This window comes from Rahnella sp. NRRL B-41462, from assembly GCF_003263525.1.
GTDB classification, from domain to species: Bacteria; Pseudomonadota; Gammaproteobacteria; order Enterobacterales; family Enterobacteriaceae; genus Rahnella; species Rahnella aceris.
This window is the reverse complement of record NZ_JYDF01000054.1, coordinates 24,106-42,506: the sequence shown is the minus strand read 5'-3', so window position 1 is coordinate 42,506 and position 18,401 is coordinate 24,106. Positions and strand designations below refer to the sequence as shown.

The 18,401-nt window shown below is 53.5% G+C and carries 13 protein-coding genes; 5 read left to right on the top strand and 8 right to left on the bottom strand.

From position 1 onward, the window contains the following. Positions 1–125 precede the first annotated feature (125 nt). Entirely contained in the window at positions 126–1,253 is a 1,128-nt protein-coding gene (locus UC14_RS14315) for a GNAT family N-acetyltransferase (RefSeq protein WP_112197951.1), read from the top strand. A gap of 9 nt (positions 1,254–1,262) precedes the next feature. Here the strand turns inward: UC14_RS14315 and UC14_RS14310 are convergent, their stop codons facing one another. Both UC14_RS14310 and UC14_RS14305 read right to left on the bottom strand, forming a co-directional pair. After that, a complete protein-coding gene (locus UC14_RS14310; protein ID WP_013573498.1) occupies positions 1,263–3,110 on the bottom strand; it encodes an ABC transporter ATP-binding protein in 1,848 nt (615 codons plus the stop codon). 102 nt (positions 3,111–3,212) lie between these two features. Beyond that, the gene (locus UC14_RS14305) at positions 3,213–4,712 is read right to left on the bottom strand and encodes an MDR family MFS transporter (protein WP_013573497.1); all 1,500 of its coding nucleotides are present in this window, start codon (positions 4,710–4,712) and stop codon (positions 3,213–3,215) included. A gap of 84 nt (positions 4,713–4,796) precedes the next feature. On the opposite strand from UC14_RS14305, the gene UC14_RS14300 reads away from it, so the two are divergent. Next, positions 4,797–5,498 carry a TetR/AcrR family transcriptional regulator gene (locus tag UC14_RS14300; RefSeq protein ID WP_112197950.1) on the top strand — a complete coding sequence of 234 codons (702 nt, stop codon included), beginning with the start codon at positions 4,797–4,799 and terminating at the stop codon, positions 5,496–5,498. A 132-nt stretch (positions 5,499–5,630) separates the two neighbouring features. Further along, positions 5,631–6,845, top strand: a complete 1,215-nt coding sequence (locus UC14_RS14295) for an MFS transporter (RefSeq protein WP_013573493.1) — start codon at positions 5,631–5,633, stop codon at positions 6,843–6,845. Here the strand turns inward: UC14_RS14295 and UC14_RS14290 are convergent. The 4 genes from UC14_RS14290 to UC14_RS14275 all read right to left on the bottom strand — a co-directional run bounded on the left by UC14_RS14290 (position 6,817) and on the right by UC14_RS14275 (position 12,028). Continuing rightward, positions 6,817–7,569, bottom strand: coding sequence for an isocitrate lyase/phosphoenolpyruvate mutase family protein (locus UC14_RS14290; protein ID WP_013573492.1), 753 nt, complete (start codon positions 7,567–7,569; stop codon positions 6,817–6,819). The two genes, UC14_RS14295 and UC14_RS14290, sit on opposite strands and share 29 nt — an antisense overlap. A 14-nt stretch (positions 7,570–7,583) precedes the next feature. Then, the gene (locus UC14_RS14285) at positions 7,584–8,642 is read right to left on the bottom strand and encodes a bifunctional transcriptional activator/DNA repair enzyme AdaA (protein WP_112197949.1); all 1,059 of its coding nucleotides are present in this window, start codon (positions 8,640–8,642) and stop codon (positions 7,584–7,586) included. 137 nt (positions 8,643–8,779) lie between these two features. Then, positions 8,780–10,939 carry a peptidyl-dipeptidase Dcp gene (gene dcp / locus UC14_RS14280; protein WP_112197948.1) on the bottom strand — a complete coding sequence of 720 codons (2,160 nt, stop codon included), beginning with the start codon at positions 10,937–10,939 and terminating at the stop codon, positions 8,780–8,782. Between the two features lie 159 nt (positions 10,940–11,098). Beyond that, positions 11,099–12,028, bottom strand: coding sequence for a hypothetical protein (locus tag UC14_RS14275; RefSeq protein ID WP_112197947.1), 930 nt, complete (start codon positions 12,026–12,028; stop codon positions 11,099–11,101). Positions 12,029–12,225: 197 nt separating this feature from the next. Here UC14_RS14275 and UC14_RS14270 point away from each other — a divergent pair, with 197 nt between their 5' ends. Both UC14_RS14270 and cytX read left to right on the top strand, forming a co-directional pair. Continuing rightward, positions 12,226–12,882, top strand: a complete 657-nt coding sequence (locus UC14_RS14270) for a Qnr family pentapeptide repeat protein (protein WP_112197946.1) — start codon at positions 12,226–12,228, stop codon at positions 12,880–12,882. 156 nt (positions 12,883–13,038) lie between these two features. Continuing rightward, a complete protein-coding gene (gene cytX, locus UC14_RS14265; RefSeq protein WP_112197945.1) occupies positions 13,039–14,292 on the top strand; it encodes a putative hydroxymethylpyrimidine transporter CytX in 1,254 nt (417 codons plus the stop codon). 532 nt (positions 14,293–14,824) lie between these two features. Here the strand turns inward: cytX and ygjK are convergent. Together ygjK and ygjJ are read right to left on the bottom strand one after the other, a co-directional pair. Beyond that, positions 14,825–17,206, bottom strand: coding sequence for an alpha-glucosidase (gene ygjK, locus UC14_RS14260; RefSeq protein ID WP_112197944.1), 2,382 nt, complete (start codon positions 17,204–17,206; stop codon positions 14,825–14,827). Then, the gene (ygjJ, locus tag UC14_RS14255) at positions 17,206–18,288 is read right to left on the bottom strand and encodes a protein YgjJ (RefSeq protein WP_013573486.1); all 1,083 of its coding nucleotides are present in this window, start codon (positions 18,286–18,288) and stop codon (positions 17,206–17,208) included. The genes ygjK and ygjJ overlap by 1 nt, the downstream gene beginning before the upstream one ends. Positions 18,289–18,401: the final 113 nt, after the last annotated feature.

The following is an 18,401-nucleotide window of genomic DNA, read 5'->3' as shown; positions in this document are numbered from 1 at the left end:
ATGTTCCGGATGATAAATCAGCGACTTAAGACTTATTATATTGTTATCCTAACCTCTGCCGTAATATCCCCCTGCCTGCACGACAGTTAACTGATTTCTCTTTTACGCCACAGCGAGAATAATTGATGCCTGTTATCACGTTAAACCGTCTGGCTGATTTGCCAGCCGCACAGTGGGATGCGCTGGTGCCTGCGCAGCAGCCTTTCCTCAGCTATGCATTTTTATCCGCGCTGGAAGACAGCGGCAGCCTCGGGCCGCATTCCGGCTGGCATCCGCAGCATCTTCTCTGGCAGGAAAACGGGGAAATCCGCGCCGCCATTCCCGGCTATCGCAAACGCCATTCTTACGGCGAATACGTGTTTGATCAGGGCTGGGCGGATGCCTGCCAGCGTTCAGGTATTGCCTATTACCCGAAATGGCTGGGTGCGGTGCCGTTCAGCCCGGTGACCGGCGCACGGCTGCTGGGCGATGAATCTGCTGCGATCAGTCTGTTGCAGGCACTGCCGGATTTTCTGCAAGAAAATGGCCTGACCGGCGCACACATCAATTTTACCGATGAGCGCGCTAACCGGCTGATCGGCGGTGAAGCGGTCTGGCAGCACCGGCAGGGCCTGCAATATCACTGGCAGAACCGCGGTTATCGCGATTTTCAGGATTACCTCGACGCACTCACCTCACGCAAGCGCAAACAGTTTCGCAAAGAGCGCGAACAGGTGGCCGCGCAGGGCATTGAATTTGTCTGGCTGAAAGGCGCGCAGGTGACTGAAGCACAATGGGATTTCGTTTATGCCTGCTACAGCAATACCTATGCGGTACGCGGCCAGTCACCGTATCTGACCCGCACATTTTTCAGCCTGCTGGCGGAAAGAATGCCGGAGGCGATCCGCGTGGTATTCGCGCAGCAAAATGGCCGTGATGTCGCCATGGCGTTCAGTTTAATCAGCGGTGATACGTTTTATGGCCGCTACTGGGGATGCGTGGCGGAATTCGACCGGCTGCATTTTGAAACCTGTTTTTATCAGGGAATGGAATACGCGATTGCCAGCGGCCTCAAACGGTTTGATGCGGGCGCACAGGGCGAACACAAACTGCTGCGTGGCTTTGAGCCGGTGATCACCGACTCATGGCACTATTTACGGCATCCGGGTTTGCGTGACGCCGTGGAAGATTTTTTAGTGGAAGAGCGTGCCGCCGTGCAGCGCTGGGCGGACGAAGCCCGCGAAGTGCTGCCCTACCGGCACGACGTCTGTTAAGCTCGGGCCCTAATCCATGCCGACAAATCCGCCGGTCTGGTGTTGCCACAAGCGCGCATAAAGCCCGCCGTGCGCCAGCAGCTCGGCGTGATTGCCCGTCTCAACAATCTGCCCTTTTTCCAGCACCACCAGACGGTCCATTTTGGCAATCGTCGATAAGCGGTGCGCAATGGCAATCACCGTTTTACCGCCCATCAGCGTTTCCAGACTTTCCTGAATCGCCGCTTCCACTTCGGAATCCAGCGCCGACGTGGCTTCATCCATGATCAGGATCGGTGCGTTTTTCAGTAATACGCGGGCAATCGCAATACGCTGACGCTGGCCGCCGGAAAGTTTGACGCCGCGCTCACCGACATGCGCATCCAGCCCGGTACGGCCCAGCGAATCATAAAGTTGCGGAATGAATTCATCGGCACGCGCCTGACGAATTGCCAGTTGCAACTCCTCTTCCGTCGCGCCCGGCCTGCCGTACAGCAGGTTGTCGCGGATGGAACGATGCAGCAGCGAGGTGTCCTGGGTAATCATACCGATTTGCGCGCGCAGGCTTTCCTGCGTGACGTCGGCAATATTTTGCTGATCAATCAGAATGCGACCGCTGTCGATGTCATACAGACGCAGCAGCAGATTCACCAGCGTGGATTTCCCCGCGCCGGAAGGCCCGATCAGGCCGATCTTCTCGCCGGGACGGATTGCCAGATCCAGATTGGGGATCACCCTGCCGCCTTCTCCGGAATTCTCTTTGCCGTAATTAAACTGAATGTGATCAAAGTGGATCGCCCCCTGATCGACTTTCAGCGCTTTCGCCTGCGGGATATCCGTTACCGTCAATGGCCGCGCAATGGTGTGCAGGCCGTCCTGCACCATGCCGATATTTTCGAAAATACCGTTCACCACCCACATGATCCAGCCGGACATATTCACTATACGAATAACCAGACCCGTCGCCAGCGCGATAGCCCCGACGCTTATCAGCGACTGGGTCCACAGCCACAAGGCCAGACCGGTGGTGCTGACAATCAGCAACCCGTTCAGCGTGGTGACCGACACGTCCATGCCGGTGACCAGACGCCCTGCCAGTTGGGTTTTCTCGGTCTGTTCGCTAATCGCTTCGCGCGCGTATTTTTGCTCGAGATCGGTATGCGCAAACAGTTTCAGCGTCGTGATGTTGGTGTAACCGTCGACGATGCAGCCCATCAGTTTTGAGCGCGCTTCCGATGACTGCACCGAGCGTTGTTTCACACGCGGCACGAAATAACGCAGGCAAACGCCGTAACCGAAGATCCAGATAATCAGCGGGATCATCAGCCGCCAGTCCGCCTCGGCAAACAGGAACAGCGCACTGGCGGCGTAAATCACCACATGCCAGATGGCGTCCACCGCCTGCACCGCCGAATCGCGCAACGAGTTACCAGTCTGCATAATGCGCTGGGCAATGCGTCCGGCGAAATCGCTCTGGAAAAAGTTCAGGCTCTGTTTGAGGACATACTTATGATTCTGCCAGCGGATCATGCTGGTCATGCCGGGACTGATAGCCTGGTGAACCAGCAAATCATGCAACCCGATAAACACCGGCCGCAGGATCATCGCCACCGCCGCCATCCATAAAAGCTCGCCCATATGGTCGGTGAAAAAACTGCCCGGCGGTGTGTCTTTGGTCAGGTCGATAATCTGGCTGAGATAGCTGAACAGCGAAACCTCAATCAGCGCACCGATCAGTCCCACCACCAGTAAAACGGCGAAACTCGGCCAGACCTGACGCAGATAATAAAGATAGAAAGGCAGAACCTGATCCGGCGGTTCAGCAGCCGGTGCCTCACGGAAGATGTCGATCATTCGCTCGAAACGGCGAAACAGCATAGCGATCCCCTTTATGATATCCCTGCCGGCGTTGCTGGTTTCCATGCCATTTCAACGCCGTAAAGGGGAAAGCTTAGTGCAAATCGCCGGGATTGCGGCCGGTTATTTCTTCAGCACCGCATCTTTTTGCAGCAGCGACAGGACAAACGCCAGCACCATCACGCACGCGGCAATCAGATATACCGAGTGCAGCGCCGAGCCAAATGCCTGCAAATAATCAGCGCGGATGGCGGCCGGTAATTCCTGCACCGCCTGCGCGCTGAGTGAGCGGGGAAGCACCGTGCCTTCGGGGATCAGCGCCACCAGTTGATCACGCAGAACGTGGGTGAAAATCGCCCCAAACATTGCCACGCCGATGGAACCACCAATCGAGCGGAACAGTGTCACACCGGAGGTCGCCACGCCCATTTGTTTCATCGATACCGAGTTTTGTACCGCCAGCACCAGCACCTGCATCACCATCCCCAGGCCGAAACCGAGCACGCCGATGTAGAGATACAGCATATGTACCGGCGTGCTGACTTTCAGAAAACCCAGCAGCACCATACCGGCGAAACTCAGTAAGGTGCCGATAATCGGAAAAATACGATAACGGCCAATACGGCTGATCAGACGCCCGCTGACGATCGAACTGAACAGCAATGCGCCCATCAGCGGCAGCAGTTGCATCCCCGCTTCTGACGGCGACGAGCCTTTCACCACCTGCAAATACAGCGGCAGGAAGGTCATCGACCCCATCAGTGACATGCCGATAATAAAGCTGATTGCGCAACTGAGCAGGAAGGTGCGGTCGCGGAACAGACCCAGCGGAATGATCGGCTCGGCCGCCAGCGTTTCTTCATAAATAAAGCCACCAAGGGTCACCAGCCCGAACGCCAGAATGCACCACAGTTGCGGATCCGACCACTGATACACCGTGCCACCTTCGCTGGTGAACAAGATGATGCAGGTCAGCGCCGCCGCGAGATAACCCGCGCCGAGAAAATCGATTTCATGGCGGATGCGCGCAGTCTGCGATTTCAGCGCCACGCCAATCACCAGCAGGGCGAAAATCCCCAGCGGCAGATTGATGTAGAAAATCCAGCGCCAGGAAATATGCTCAACCAGAAAACCACCGATCAGCGGCCCGATAACCGTCGCCAGACCAAATACCCCGCCGAACAGCCCCTGATATTTCCCACGCTCGGACGGCGGAATGACATCGCCGACCGCCGCCATACTGACCACCATCAGCCCGCCGCCGCCCAGCCCCTGCAGGGCGCGCATCAGAATCAGCTGCGTCATGTTCTGCGCCAGTCCGCACAATACCGAACCGAGCAGGAACACGATAATCGCCGTTTGCAGCACGATTTTGCGACCGAGCAGATCACCAAACTTACCGTACAGCGGCACCACAATGGTGGAGGCCAGCAGATAAGAGGTCACCACCCACGAGAGCTGATCCAGTCCGCCGAGCTCGCTGACGATAGTCGGCAGCGCGGTGGACACAATCGTCTGGTCGAGGGCGGCCAGCAGCATCACCAGCATCAGCGCGGAGAACAGCAGCTTTATCGAAGGCTTCTGTTCCGCCACCTCGCTCTGTGCCGAATTTATTGTCGTCATGAATGACATCCTGACTTGTAATTAATTAACTGTATAATTAATATTGAAGCATCAAATTCATCTGGTCAATGGATCGCCCTCCTTATGGCAGACAGAAAAATCTCAGAAACGCCAGGATCCGCACAAAAGGATCAAAACGAAGCCAACACGCCCGTGCGTCGTCCGGGTCGTCCGCGCAGTGCAAAATCCGGAGCGGATAAGCGTGAACTGCTGCTGGACGCCGCCCTGAAACTGTTTGCCCAATACGGCATTGCCGAAACGCCGCTGAGCATGATCGCCAAAGAAGCAGGCGTCACTACTGCCATGCTGCATTACTATTTCAAGACCCGCGAACAACTGCTGGACGTGATGATCGACGAACGTTTTCAGCCAGTCCGTGCCGGATTTACTGATATTTTCCAAACACATGCCGACGATCCGCTTCTGGCGATCACTAATATGGCGCAGTGCATGATTGATGCGGCAGAAAAATACCCGTGGGTGGCACCGCTGTGGGTGCGGGAAGTCATCAGCGAAAGCGGTATGCTGAAAAAACGCATGGAAGAACGTAACGGCGACAAAAACCGCAAAATCGTACAGGAATGCATTACCCGCTGGCAGGCCGAAGGAAAACTGAATCCGGATCTCAATCCGGCATTGCTGTTCATTTCCCTGTTCGGTCTGACGCTGTTCCCGATGGCCTCAATGAAAATGAGACAGGAAGGCGCGTCGCCCATTTCCCCCGATATGTTGCGTAAACACGTCGCCCTTTTGCTGTTCCACGGCGTTGCGCCGCAGAAGTTATAAGCCGGGCCACGACCTGCGCGGGTTATCCCGTGCAACTCTCTTAAATCCCTCTTTTTTGTAATGAAAAATACTGTACAGACTCCTTTATGATGTAACGAAAATGTTGCTGTTAATCAGGGAATGCCATTCAACATGAAGGGAATGCCGCCATTAATTCTTGCGCTGTTAGCCAGTTCGTTAGTACTCACTATCGGACGTGGCGTCACACTGCCGTTTATCACTATTTATCTGACTGAGCACTATCATCTGCTGCCCAAAAGCGTCGGGATCATTCTCGGTGCCAGCCTGGCAATCGGGATTCTCAGTAGTCTGTACGGCGGCTATCTGGTGGATAAATTCAATCACCGGACGCTGATTACCGTCTCCATCAGCCTGTTCGGGCTGAGCTTTTTACTGTTGCCGTTTCTGCCGAATGTGACCGGCGTGCTGCTGGTACTGGCGCTGCTCAATGCCGCTTACGCCCTGCTCAGCATCACGCTCAAAGCCTGTATCGCCAGCTGGTTGCCGGTAGAAAAAAGGGTGAAGGCATTTTCGATGAATTACACGCTGGTGAATGTCGGCTGGGCGGTGGGCTCGTCGCTGGGCGTGTGGCTGGCGGGTTTCAGCCCGCTGCTGCCGTTCGTGATTTCCGGCGTACTGGCGCTCGGTACCGTGATTTCCCTGACCTGGGGATTGCGCAATATCCCGCATAAACCGCCGCAAACAGAACAGGAACAGAAACCCCTGCCAAAACCGAACCTTCGTCAGACACTGAGCATTCTGGCCCATGACCGTCGTCTGATTTACTTCACACTGGGCAGCACGCTGGGTTCGGTGGTGTTCGGGCAATTCGCCGGTTATCTCTCCCAGTACCTGATTCTGGTCTCAAACGCCGCTTTTGCGTACAAAATCATCGGCGCGGTGATGATCACCAACGCCGTGATTGTTATCACCTTCCAGTACGTATTAAGCAGCCGGATGAAACAAAACAGCCTGCTGAAATGGCTGCTTCTCGGCACGATTTTCTTCATCATCGGCCTGATCGGCTTTATGACCGCCGGACAATCAGTGTTGCTTTGGGTGATCGCGATGGCGATTTTCAGCTTTGGCGAACTGATTGTTATCCCGGTGGAATATATGTTTATCGACTTTATCGCGCCGGAAAATATGAAGGGCAGCTATTACGGCATGCAGAACCTGAGCAATCTGGGTGGCGCGATAAACCCGGTCATGTGTGGTTTTCTGCTCAGTTACACCGCCCCGCCGGTGATGTTTATCGCGCTGATTGCCGCCTCGGTTGGCGGTCTGCTGTTCTTCTGGATGGGGCACCGTCTGGCGGCTAATACAGCACAGCCGCGTGCTGTTTAAGGGTTTCCATCAGCCCGATATAAGGATGCGGGCCATAGCTTATCCGGCTGACACCCGCCGCAGTGAGATCAGCCAGCGGTGGTGTCAGATTGCTGGCCATAATATTCACCGGCAGCGCTGATACCTCACAGAGTTCGGCAATCAGTGTCAGGTCACTCAAACCGGGGGCAAAAAAACCGCTGGCTCCCGCATCCTTATAGGCAGTCAGCCGCTTTTTAGCTTCCGCCATCAGCACCGGATGCCGCGTGGCGTCGGGTTCCTGTAAAAAGACATCGGTGCGCGCATTGATAAATAACGCCATTCCCTGATTTTCCGCCACCTGACGAAGCGAGTTCAGAATCTCGCATTGTTCACGGACGCCGTTCAGCGCGGATAATCCCATTTGCTGATCCTCAACATTAATACCCACGACACCCGCCTGCAAAAGTGCGCTCAGGTTGTCGCGGCGATCCGCACCATAACCGGTCTCGAAATCCACCGTGAGCGGCAGACTGATCACAGAGGCAATGCGTTGCACCGTCCGTAACAGGCTGGAAAAAGGCATGGCTTCGCCATCCTGATACCCCTGCGCCGCCGCACACGACCAGCTTCCGGTAGCGATGGCTTTTGCCCCCGACTGCGCCACCGCCAGCGCGCTGCCCGCATCCCAGATGTTGTATAAAATGACCGGATTGTGCTTCTGGTGAAGTTGTGAAAATGCCAGTGCCCGACTTTGCTGATTCATACCCTGCTCCTCGTTTAGCGGCTCAACGCCATTCTTCGTTCGTGTTCAATCAGCCACCGCTTGCGCCATAATCCGCCGCCGTAACCGGTCAGCGAACCATCAGCACCAATGACGCGATGACAAGGGATCAGGATTGAAATCTGGTTAGCCCCGTTGGCACGGGCGACTGCGCGGGAAGCCGTGGCCTGCCCGATATCCGCCGCCAGCGCGGAGTAACTGCGCAGTTCACCCGCCGGAATAGCCCTGAGCGCATCCCAGACTTTACGGGTAAACAATGAACCGAATTCCGCCAGTGGCGTGATAAATGTGTGCTTTTCACCCGCGAAATACGCCGCCAGTTCCAGTTCGAGCTGATCAATCAGCGGCGTTCGTCCAAAAATAATTTCAGAGGACGTCAGTTGTTTCAGCCGCTCAATTTCATTAGGTAATGCCGGACGATCAATAAACTCCAGCAGATACAGTGCGTCGTGGCTGGCGATCGCCAGCATGGAACCGATCGGCGTATCCAGCCAGTCAGCCTTCAGAAACTGATGCTTTCTGGCCTGGCTCGGGTTCAGCCCGATTTGACGGGTGATCGCCGCTCGAAATCCGCTGCCGGATTCAAAACTTGCATCCAGTTGGGCATCAATTACCGGCTCTCCCCCGGCCAGCGCATCGACACCCTTGCCGATTCTGCGTAAGCGCGCCATTTCCAGAAAAGTGATGCCAAACTGTCGTTTAAAGGCGCGGCGGACGGTGGAAGGATCAACGTTCATCGCCTGCACATCGCCCTCGCTCCACTTTTTGTCTGGCTCGTTTTCCAGCGCAGCCAGCAATTTCAGCACCAGCGGGTCTTTTTCTCCGCCCTGCATCAGCGGCCGGCAGCGTTTACAGGGCCGGAATCCGGCTTCCATCGCGCTGACCATCGACGGATAAAATACCGAGTTCTCGCGCTTAGGTTTTCGTGCCGGGCAGGTCAGGCGGCAAAAAATACCGGTGCTTTTGACGCCGACAAAAGCAAAGCCGTCATAGGCCGGATCACGGGCAATCAGCGCAGCATAAAGCACATCATCGTCAGGTAAATCGAACAGCATGATTTCACTCGCAGACCGGAAACATGGGGAAAAGCATAGGGGAATTTCAGCGGGAGAAGCGACGTTTTTCGGGCGTTGATTTTAAATATTCACAGCAAGAGTGTCCGTGCCCGGCGTGATACCGGGCACGGCTATTTTTACTCCTCCAGTCCGCGGTTTTTCAGCATCGGCTCAATTGACGGAGCCTTGCCACGCCAGGTTTCGTAGAGTTTTTCCAGATCTTCGCTGTTACCGCGTGAGAGGATCTGATCACGGAATTTCTGACCGTTCTCCCGCGTCAGCCCACCCTGCTCAGTGATACCGGCAAAGGCATCATCGGCCAGCATTTCGGTCCACAGATAGGCGTAATACCCGGCGGCATAGCCGTTACCCCAGATGTGCTGGAAATAGCTGGAACGGTAGCGCGGCGGCACATACGCCAGATTCACTTTATCTTTCGCCAGCGACTCCGCTTCAAACTTATCAACATCCTGCTGCGGTGCGTCCGCGCTCAGGCTGTGCCAGTGCATATCCAGTAACGCAGCCGCCAGCAGTTCGGTCATGTCATAGCCTTTGTTGAACTTACTGGCCTTCTCGATTTTGTCCTGCAAGGCCTGCGGCATCACTTCACCGGTCTGATAATGTTTGGCGAAGTGAGTAAACACTTTCGGATCACTCGCCCAGTGCTCGTTAAACTGCGACGGGAATTCGACAAAATCACGCGGCGTCGCAGTACCGGAAAGACCCGGATATTCCTGATCGGCAAACAGGCCATGCAGCGTGTGACCAAATTCGTGGAACATAGTGATAACGTCGTCCCACGACAGCAGCGCCGGTTGCCCCGCCGCCGGTTTCTGGAAATTCGCCACGTTGTAAATCACCGGTTTCGTACCCAGCAATTTCGACTGATCGACGTAGTTGCTCATCCATGCGCCGCCGCCTTTATTATCGCGCTGATAATAATCGGCGTAGAACAGCGCCATCGATTTACCGTCTTTATCGAACACCTCAAAAACCCGCACATCAGGATTGTAAACCGGCAGGTCTTTGCGTTCTTTAAAGGTGATGCCATACAGCAAGTTAGCGGCATAAAACACGCCGTTTTCCAGCACATTATTCAGCTCGAAATAGGGTTTGATCTGCGCGTCGTCCAGATCATATTTCTCTTTGCGAACCTGCTGGGCGTAGTGCTGCCAGTCCCAGGCAGTCACTTTGAAGCCGCCCTTCTGTTTATCGATTTCTGCCTGAATATCCTGCGCTTCACGCTGCGCGCGGGCGGTCGCGGCTGGCACAATTTTGTGCATGAAATCCAGTGCAGCCTGCGGCGTTTTCGCCATCTGATCTTCCAGTTTCCACGCGGCATAACTCGGGAAACCCAGCACCTGAGCCTGCTGCGCGCGGACCTTTGCCAGCTTCGCAATCAGCTCACGGGTGTCGTTGGCATCGCCTTTTTCAGCGCGATTGATTGAGGCCTCATACAGTGCCTGGCGCGTGTCGCGGTCATCCAGTGACTGTAACAACGGCTGCTGCGTGGTGTTTTGCAAAACCAGAAGCCAGGCATTATCCAGCTTGCGGTCTTTGGCGGCCTGCGCGGCTGCCGATAATTCGGCGTCACTCAGCCCGGCAAGCTGCGCTTTATCTTTCACCGTCAGCCCGCCCGCTTTGGTGGCGGCCAGCAATTTATTAGTGAACTGCGTGCTGAGCGTTGCCGCCTGTTGATTCAGCGCTTTGAGTTTGTCTTTATCCGCATCCGAAAGATTGGCACCTGACAGCTCGAAATCCTTAAAAGTCACCTCAATCAGGCGCTGTGATTCGGGGGAAATTTTCAGGCTGCTGCGCTGGTCATAGACCGCTTTCAGCCGCGCAAACAGCTTGCTGTTGAGATGAATGCTGTCATCCATCGCCGCCAGTTTTGGCGAGGTATCTTCGTCAATTTTTTGCAGCGTATCGTTGGTATTCGCGCCGGTCATCGCGCCAAAAACGTTTTGCACGCGTTGCAGCATGACGCCGGATTTTTCCAGGGCCACATAAGTATTTTCAAAGGTTGGCGGCGCGCTGTCGCTGGCGATTTTATCGACTTCAGCCAGTTTCTGGCGGATGCCTTCGAGGATCGCCGGTTCATAATCGCTGTCTTTATAGAGATTAAATTGCGGCGCCTGGTATTCCAGCGGGCTGGGTTTCAGAAATGGGTTATCGGCATTAATAGCGTGATTCATGACGTGCTCCTGCGTTGATGCCGGTGCAGATGTGAATTGCGCAGCGGCCGCATATTGGCTGCATGCCAAAGTAATAGCCAGAAAAAGAGGGGAAAGACGCATTTTGGATTTTCCTTTACCTGAGTTCCTTTAAGTCTTTCAGCATAGTAACAGGCAGGGAATTGGGCAAAATTATGGCGATTAAATTTACAGATAACCTCATTATGCGCCAATGAGATTGTCCCGGAGTCCCCCACCTGAGGCTCAAAAGACAGCAGGCTATCAGTCTTCACCGTCTGAATAATCTGACCCCGAGCCAATGTATTCTATTTCGTCAAAATCTTCATCACTTTCACTTGAACTCATAACGCGTGGTTTGTAATGATCCATATTTATTGAGTACTCATCAGATTTGATGCCCACCATTTTCGGAACGCGAATTTCCGGTCGGTAAAAACTGTTCACCACGTTTGACAGTTCTGTGTGAGTTCTGGCAGAAAGGACTATTTTCTGATCTGCTACCGGTAAACTTCTGTTAGTGAGGATAATAGAATAAGCCAACCCTAAAACGGAGAGCATTTTCCCATTAAAAATTATCGCGAGACGATCAAGCTGCCGGACTTCTAATATCCTGACAGCCTCTCTGCTCAGCTCGGGAATATGGCATCGCGGTATCACCAGAGCAACCTGATCGGTTAATACCATTGATGAGTTTCGGAAAACCGGATGAGAATAGGTTATTTTATAAAATATACTGCCAAAGCGACTTGAGGATTTCAGTAATGGTGAACCCACTTCTAAAGAAAAAAACACATAACCGTCATTTCCCAACATCGAAATATCTATAGGCTGAGTATTATCTGCATTAAACCGGATCCCCTTACTGATTAATTTCTTCCTCGAATATAAAATCAGATCGCTGTTTTTATTGACCACATCAAGTGAATCTGTACAGTGAACAGCATAGAAAGGTGCCTGAGTCAGGGTATTGAAAAAAATCTGCTCCTGAATCGTCAATTTACCCAGTGCTATTCGTAATGCGTGATAGTTATGCACAGAATAATCATCTATCGTTTTCTTGCCGGGCTGCCACAGAATACCATTACGCATCATGCTCTCACTGGTTTGTGAAGACCATCTGTTGCGGGTATTGCGTAAGATCTTTTCGCCTGCTGTCTTTTTGGTGAAAACTTTTTTATCCGGTGCAAGCATATATTAATGCTCCCTGCTCAAAAGTAAATAAAGAAGAGATTAAAATAAAAGCACCTCCTTAGCCACTTACTTAATAATTAATCAGATTGAAAATATTATACAAATAAAAAAACTGCTAATCATATAAAATCATTAACGTGACCTGGAACATCTGATAACCTATTTATAACTGAAATAAAAAATCAAAAGGATTGATGATGTTCACCAATCAAGTATTTACCGATCAACGCTTTAGCATCAGGCAGTTTACCGGCGAGACACTGGAGAACTGCCGCTTTTACCGCTGCCGTTTTGACAGCACCGATCTGTCAGAAACGGCGTTCGTCGATTGTCTGTTTTACGATGATGGGGAACAAAAAGGCTGCTCTTTCCAGCATGCAAAATTGCAGGATGCCAGCTTTAAACGCTGTGATCTGACGATGGCTGATTTTAAAAACATTCAGGCGCTGGGATGCGAAATCCGTGAATGCAAAGCCACTGGCGCAGATTTCAGCGGCGCGAGTTTTATGAATATGATCACCTCGCGCACCTGGTTTTGCAGCGCCTTCATGACCAAAAATAACTTCAGCTACGCGAACTTCAGCAAAGTCATTCTGGAGAAATGCGAGTTATGGGAAAACCGCTGGACCGGCGCGAACGTGCAGGGCGCAAACTTCAGCGGCTCCGACCTTTCCGGCGGCGAATTCACCGAGTTCGACTGGAATAACGTCAACATTACCCATTGCGACCTGACGAACTCCGATCTGGGTGAGCTGAATATCCGTAAAGTCGATCTGGATGGCGTGAAAATCGACGACTGGCAGCAGAGTCATTTGCTGGAAAAATTGGGGATGATTGTGATCCACTCGAAATGACAGGATACGATATAAAAAACCGCTCTCTGAAGCGGCTTTTTTGTGCCTGAAATCCCCAGGCTGCCCGCCGGAAAGTGCGCTTCCGCTCCGCCCTTCATCAGAATCTCACCGCAATATGCTATAACAGACCTTCGCTTTAGCCACGAAATTAACCTCATGAAAGATAATAGTATTTATTCGCCTCAGGCGTCTGTGCCGGAAAAATCACGGGTGCTGGGCTGGTCTGATTTATTCTCGCTGTGGTTCTCGCTCGGTATGGGTCTGATGGTATTGCAGGCCGGTGCCATTCTGGCTCCGGGCCTCGGGCTGGCGGGCTCGCTGGCAGCCATTGTGCTGGGGTCTGCCGTCGGCGTTGCGCTGCTGGCGCTGGTCGGGGTGACCGGCGGGCAGACGGGCATGTCGTCGATGGCATCGCTGAGGCTGAGCCTCGGCAAACGCGGCGTGGCACTGCCGGTGCTGTTCAATCTGATCCAGTTGATCGGCTGGGGCGCGTTCGAAATTGTGGTGATGCGCGATGCGGCCAGTCTGCTGGCAAAACGCGCCTGGGGCGACGGCAGTTTTTGGGCGAATCCGACCCTCTGGACGTTTATTTTCGGCGTCGTTGCCACCTTGCTGGCGGCCAGCGGGCCGCTGGCGTTTATCCGCCTGGTACTGCGCCGCTGGGGGATCTGGCTGTTGCTGGCGAGCTGTGCGTGGCTGACCGGTTATCTGTTCCTGCACGCCGATTTATCCACACTGTGGCATAAAGCCGGGGACGGTTCGATGCCGTTCGCACTGGCCTGCGATATTGTGGTGTCGATGGCATTTTCGTGGCTGCCACTGGTGTCGGATTACACCCGTTTCGGCAAATCTGCGCGGCAAAACTTCTGGGGAACGGCCTGCGGATATTTCCTCGGCAGCGTGTGGATGATGGCGCTCGGCGTGGCGTATACGCTGGCGTTTGTCAGCACCTCGACCGATGCCAATGCGCTGCTGCTGGCGCTTTCTGGCATTGCGCTGGGCATCCCGCTGCTGTTGATTCTGGTGGATGAGCATGAAAATGCCTTTGCGGATATTCACTCAGCGGCGGTGTCGGCGGGGACTTCCCTGCCGGTCAGCGTGGGTAAACTGACGCTGGGTATCGGCCTGCTGTGTACGCTGATCGCCTGGGCCGTTCCGCTGACGCAATACGAAAACTTCCTGCTGCTGATTGGCTCCGTGTTTGCGCCGCTGTTTGGTGTGGTGCTGACGCATCATTTTGTTCTGCGCAGGCAGACACAAAAAGACCTGAATATACGTTCCCTCGCAGCCTGGATTACCGGCATTGTGGTTTATCATCTGATGGCAAATATGCTGCCGGATATCGGTGCAACAATTCCGTCGCTGCTGGTGGCGGGACTGGTGTGCTGGGGATTAGGGCGTAAAGCCTGAGATAAAAAAACCGCCCCGAAGGGCGGTTTCTCTACTGCTACAAACCCGGGCCCGTGCTGACATTGATGTTGATATGAGAAACATTAACGTTCCATCCATCACCAGCAGTTGTCATCAAAGAACCCAGTACAACGATCAGTGCATAAATACACTTATTCATTGATGCGGCCTTTTACAACCGCGTTTCACCAATAAGCACCGGGACCGACTGGAGAAGGACAAGCAGTGTTTGGGTTGCCTGTCCGCGCGGTACTCAAGTGCTAATTTCAAGCCCGGTGACCCGTCGCTAAACGGGCAAACTAGCCCCGCGCAGATGCTACCACCAAGACCATAAAAACAATAAGGATATGTGTATAGAATTTAAACTTGCTGCCTTCCCACCCCTGGTGTAAGTTAGTGGCGTTTGGGTTGCCTGATCCCGCTTATTATTAAAGCGTGAAACTGGGTTGATTTAGCGCTAACTGAATCACCCAACAAAAAAACCGCTCTCTGAAGCGGTTTTTTTTGTGCCTGAAATTCAGCCCTTACCGCCTCATTTCCCCTGCCCGAAAAAGTCGTTGTATAGCATGTAAAGATGCGCTGCGCTCCACGAGAAGTTAGGTGCGCCCTGCTGCTGGCCGTTGAGCGGATTGTAGTTTTCCCGGATAGGCGCATCCGAAACCAGACCATCGGCGTGATCAAAGAAGGCCTGCGCCATTTTGACGGCATCTTCGCGGTAACCGTATTGCTCCATGCCTTTCAGACCGAAATATAACTGATCGACCCAGACCCTGCCGCGCCAGTAAATGTCTGCACCGAACGCCGGATTGGTCAGTGCGGCGGTGCCCAGCGGCACATAGGTGTTAAATTCGCGCACATCTTTCATCACTTTCACCACGGCGTCGGCATGCGCCTGCGTCGCTGCGCCGTTAAACAACGGTGACCAGCCTTCCGGGCCTTTGCCGCGTTCGACGATTGGTTTGCCCGCGCAGCCGTTGGCCAGCGGTTTGTCTTCAATGCGGATGTCATAGAAGAAGCCGCTGCGGCTGTCGAACATGCAGGTGTTGATGTATCCGGCCAGTTTGACGGCTTTCGCGCGAAAATCTGCGGCGGCTGTTTTCTTGCCCAAAATGTCGGCGATTTCGGCCATGTATTTGTTGTCGCTGTACATATAGCTGGCTTCATCGACGGATTCCTGTAACAGCGAATACCCCAGCAACGTTCCGTCATCCGAACGGTTTTCGGCGAATTTGACCTGCCAGTCCTGTTTTTTACCGCCATTTTTGATGTATTTCGCCAGCTGATCGGCATCGATAAAACCGAAGGCCGCCGCATCATCCCGCCCCGATTCCCACGAAGCCGCCACCTGCGCCGGGATTTCGATGCTGTCGTACTGACCGGATTTCACCACGCGGTCGTAGTTTTTCAGCCCGGATTCGGTCTGTTCTTTCTGCCCTTCCCTGACGGTAAACAACATTTTGCCGTCAGCGGTGTTATGCGCTTTATCGCGCGTGGCGCCATATTCCGGCACGCCGTTATGGTTGTGGTCACGGTTACGCAGCCACCAGTCGTGATAAGCGACCAGTTTAGGGTACATCTCCGCCAGCCATTGTTTATCACCGGTCGTTTTGTAGATTTCCATCACCGACCACGCCGCCAGACTCGGTTTCGTGTTGCGCTCATTCCAGTTGGTGCCATCGCCGCCACGTTCCGGACCCGGGTTATAGGCAATCAGATCAGGTACAAAACCGGCATCCCACGGACGAACCGGATCACCGGGCGGGATCTGAAAGGCAAACACGGCGCGGATATTGTTTTTCGCCACCTCGGGATTGAAATGCGCCATCGCATACGCCTGTTTCCAGGTGTCCCACGGCCAGGTCTGATTGCCGGAGAACCAGCGGCCAGTCACCGATGGCGTCACCGAATCAAACTTCATCGCACCTGCCGCCCCGCGCCAGTTAGCGGTTAATGTTTCGATGGCTTTCACCGCCACACGTTCCTGATCTTTGGTTGCTTTCGGGTTTGTCAGACCGGCATTCAGGTAGCCTTCCCAGCGTTTTTGCGAGGCATCCAGATAAGGCTGGGGATGCGCCAGAATATCCTGGATTTTCGGCTGCTCTTTCTGAACCTCAGCGGCCGTCAGCAGATGCGAATAAGTGGTGTAAAACGTGGTGGAACCGGCGATTTTGGCTTTGCCGGTAAACTGATGGCCTGTAACCGTCATCTGCATCGGCAGGGATTTGTGGATCTGATATTCGGACTCGCCGGAGGTCATCAGGCTTGAGGCCTCGCGCACTTTGCCGAAAATCACACGCAGGCCGTCAGCAACCGGCAGGATCTGGCGCGTATACCCCGGATATTCCTGCCCGATGGTTTTATCCGATGGCGGTTTTCCTTCCTGAGCGCGGAGCTTTTCCAGCAGTTCGCCGTCCCAGACCAGTTCCAGCGGGGAATCCGTGGTGATTTTAGTTTCCAGCAAAGAAGTGCGGGACGTCACGAAACGCAGGGTCATGTCGATGCGGATGCCGGGCGCGGTCAGCGTCTGAACAAGCGCTCCGGGAATGCTGTAAGCGGTCATGCTCAGCGCGACTTTTTGTCCGGCTTTATGCACCGTCAGCCGGTCAAAGTTATCGGCCATAAAGTTGATATATTCTTCGGTCAGCAGCGCCGGTCCAGGGAATCCGCCCATACCTTGCGGGCCAGACGGCAGTAAATGCCCGTGCCAGGCACCCTCATCAAATAAAGGATTAAAACGCTGATGCTCGTCGAAATCATAATCGAGCATATATTGCGGCGCGCCGGTACGGTTAATAACGTTTTTAAACGAATCAGCCCGCAAAGTCTCGGCGTTTTCTGCCTGTGCGTGTGCAGAAATAAATAAAGCAGCGCAGATAATTAAACTGAGCGGCCGGTGCGGATTAATTTTTTTCATTATGATCTTCCCCAGTAGAAATATTGCATAAGAAATACCGAGTTGCTGGCGCCGGTATTGTCATTGCTCATATAGAATTTGCTGTCTAATGCGGTCGCGAACCGGCCGCCGTAATATTCGTACCAGATACCGGCCTGTGCGTAAGACGTGGTGGTATCGAAAGTAGTATCCCGCGAATGTTCGGCATAACTGTACGCGGTGGATAAATACAGTCCGGTGACCGCTTCAACCATGGCGCTGACCATCATTCCTGATTCGTGGCCGGAATGGCTGCTGTCGCCTTTGCCGGTGTGATGCCAGACGCGCCCTGCCAGATTTTTACCCTGCAAACCCGCGAGGAATAGCTGCCCGGTGCCATCGGTCAGTTCCAGACCGTTGAGCAGCGTCAGCCCTTCCATCAGATCATATTGCGTGTAGCCGTTGACCATCGCCTGATAGGTGTATTTATCTGAATAACGGTCGTATTTTCCGAAATGCAGTAACGCCGTGCTTTCATTAACACGGCTTTGCGGTGCGGCGGTCAGGCTGTAACGGAACTTGCCGGTCAGGTTTTGCACCTTCACTGCCTGCGTTAAATCGCGGGTATTAGGGATCACGTAGCCGTATTCCGGCGTGAAATCGCCCCACCATTGCAGGTCATCCAGCGAGGAATCGTTGCGCATACTGAGGATAAATTCGGTGCCCCGATCAGTACGATAACCACCGTAAAAACGGTTTAAGCCGCCTTCGAATCCGCCCCAGCGGTGATCAGGCACCCAGGCGTTTCCGTGATGATCAGCCTGTACCGTCCAGCCTTCGCCGTAAATAAGCCCGAACCAGTTGCCGTGTTTTATTTCCAGACCACCTTCGATATAGGTTCCGTCGCTGTATTTATGCTGATCTTTGCCATTTAAATACACGCTGCCGCCGCCGCCCATTTCGCCATAAAAGCGATAAGCAGTGGCATCGCGGCTGACCGGCGTTATTTCCGGTGGTGCTGATTCATTATGTTCGGCGGGGACAACCTGTTCCTGCGCCCGCAAATTCATTGATAAGGAAAATAATAAAAGTACTAATATTTTATTTAATGATGTGTTCTTCATCGGTATGCGCTTCTTTGTTTGGTTATTATGAACAGGAAAGCAGAAGTAAAACGCATACTAGTAAATATTTTACTAAAATATACTTAAAATTAGGTAAAGCGTTAACTCTGTCA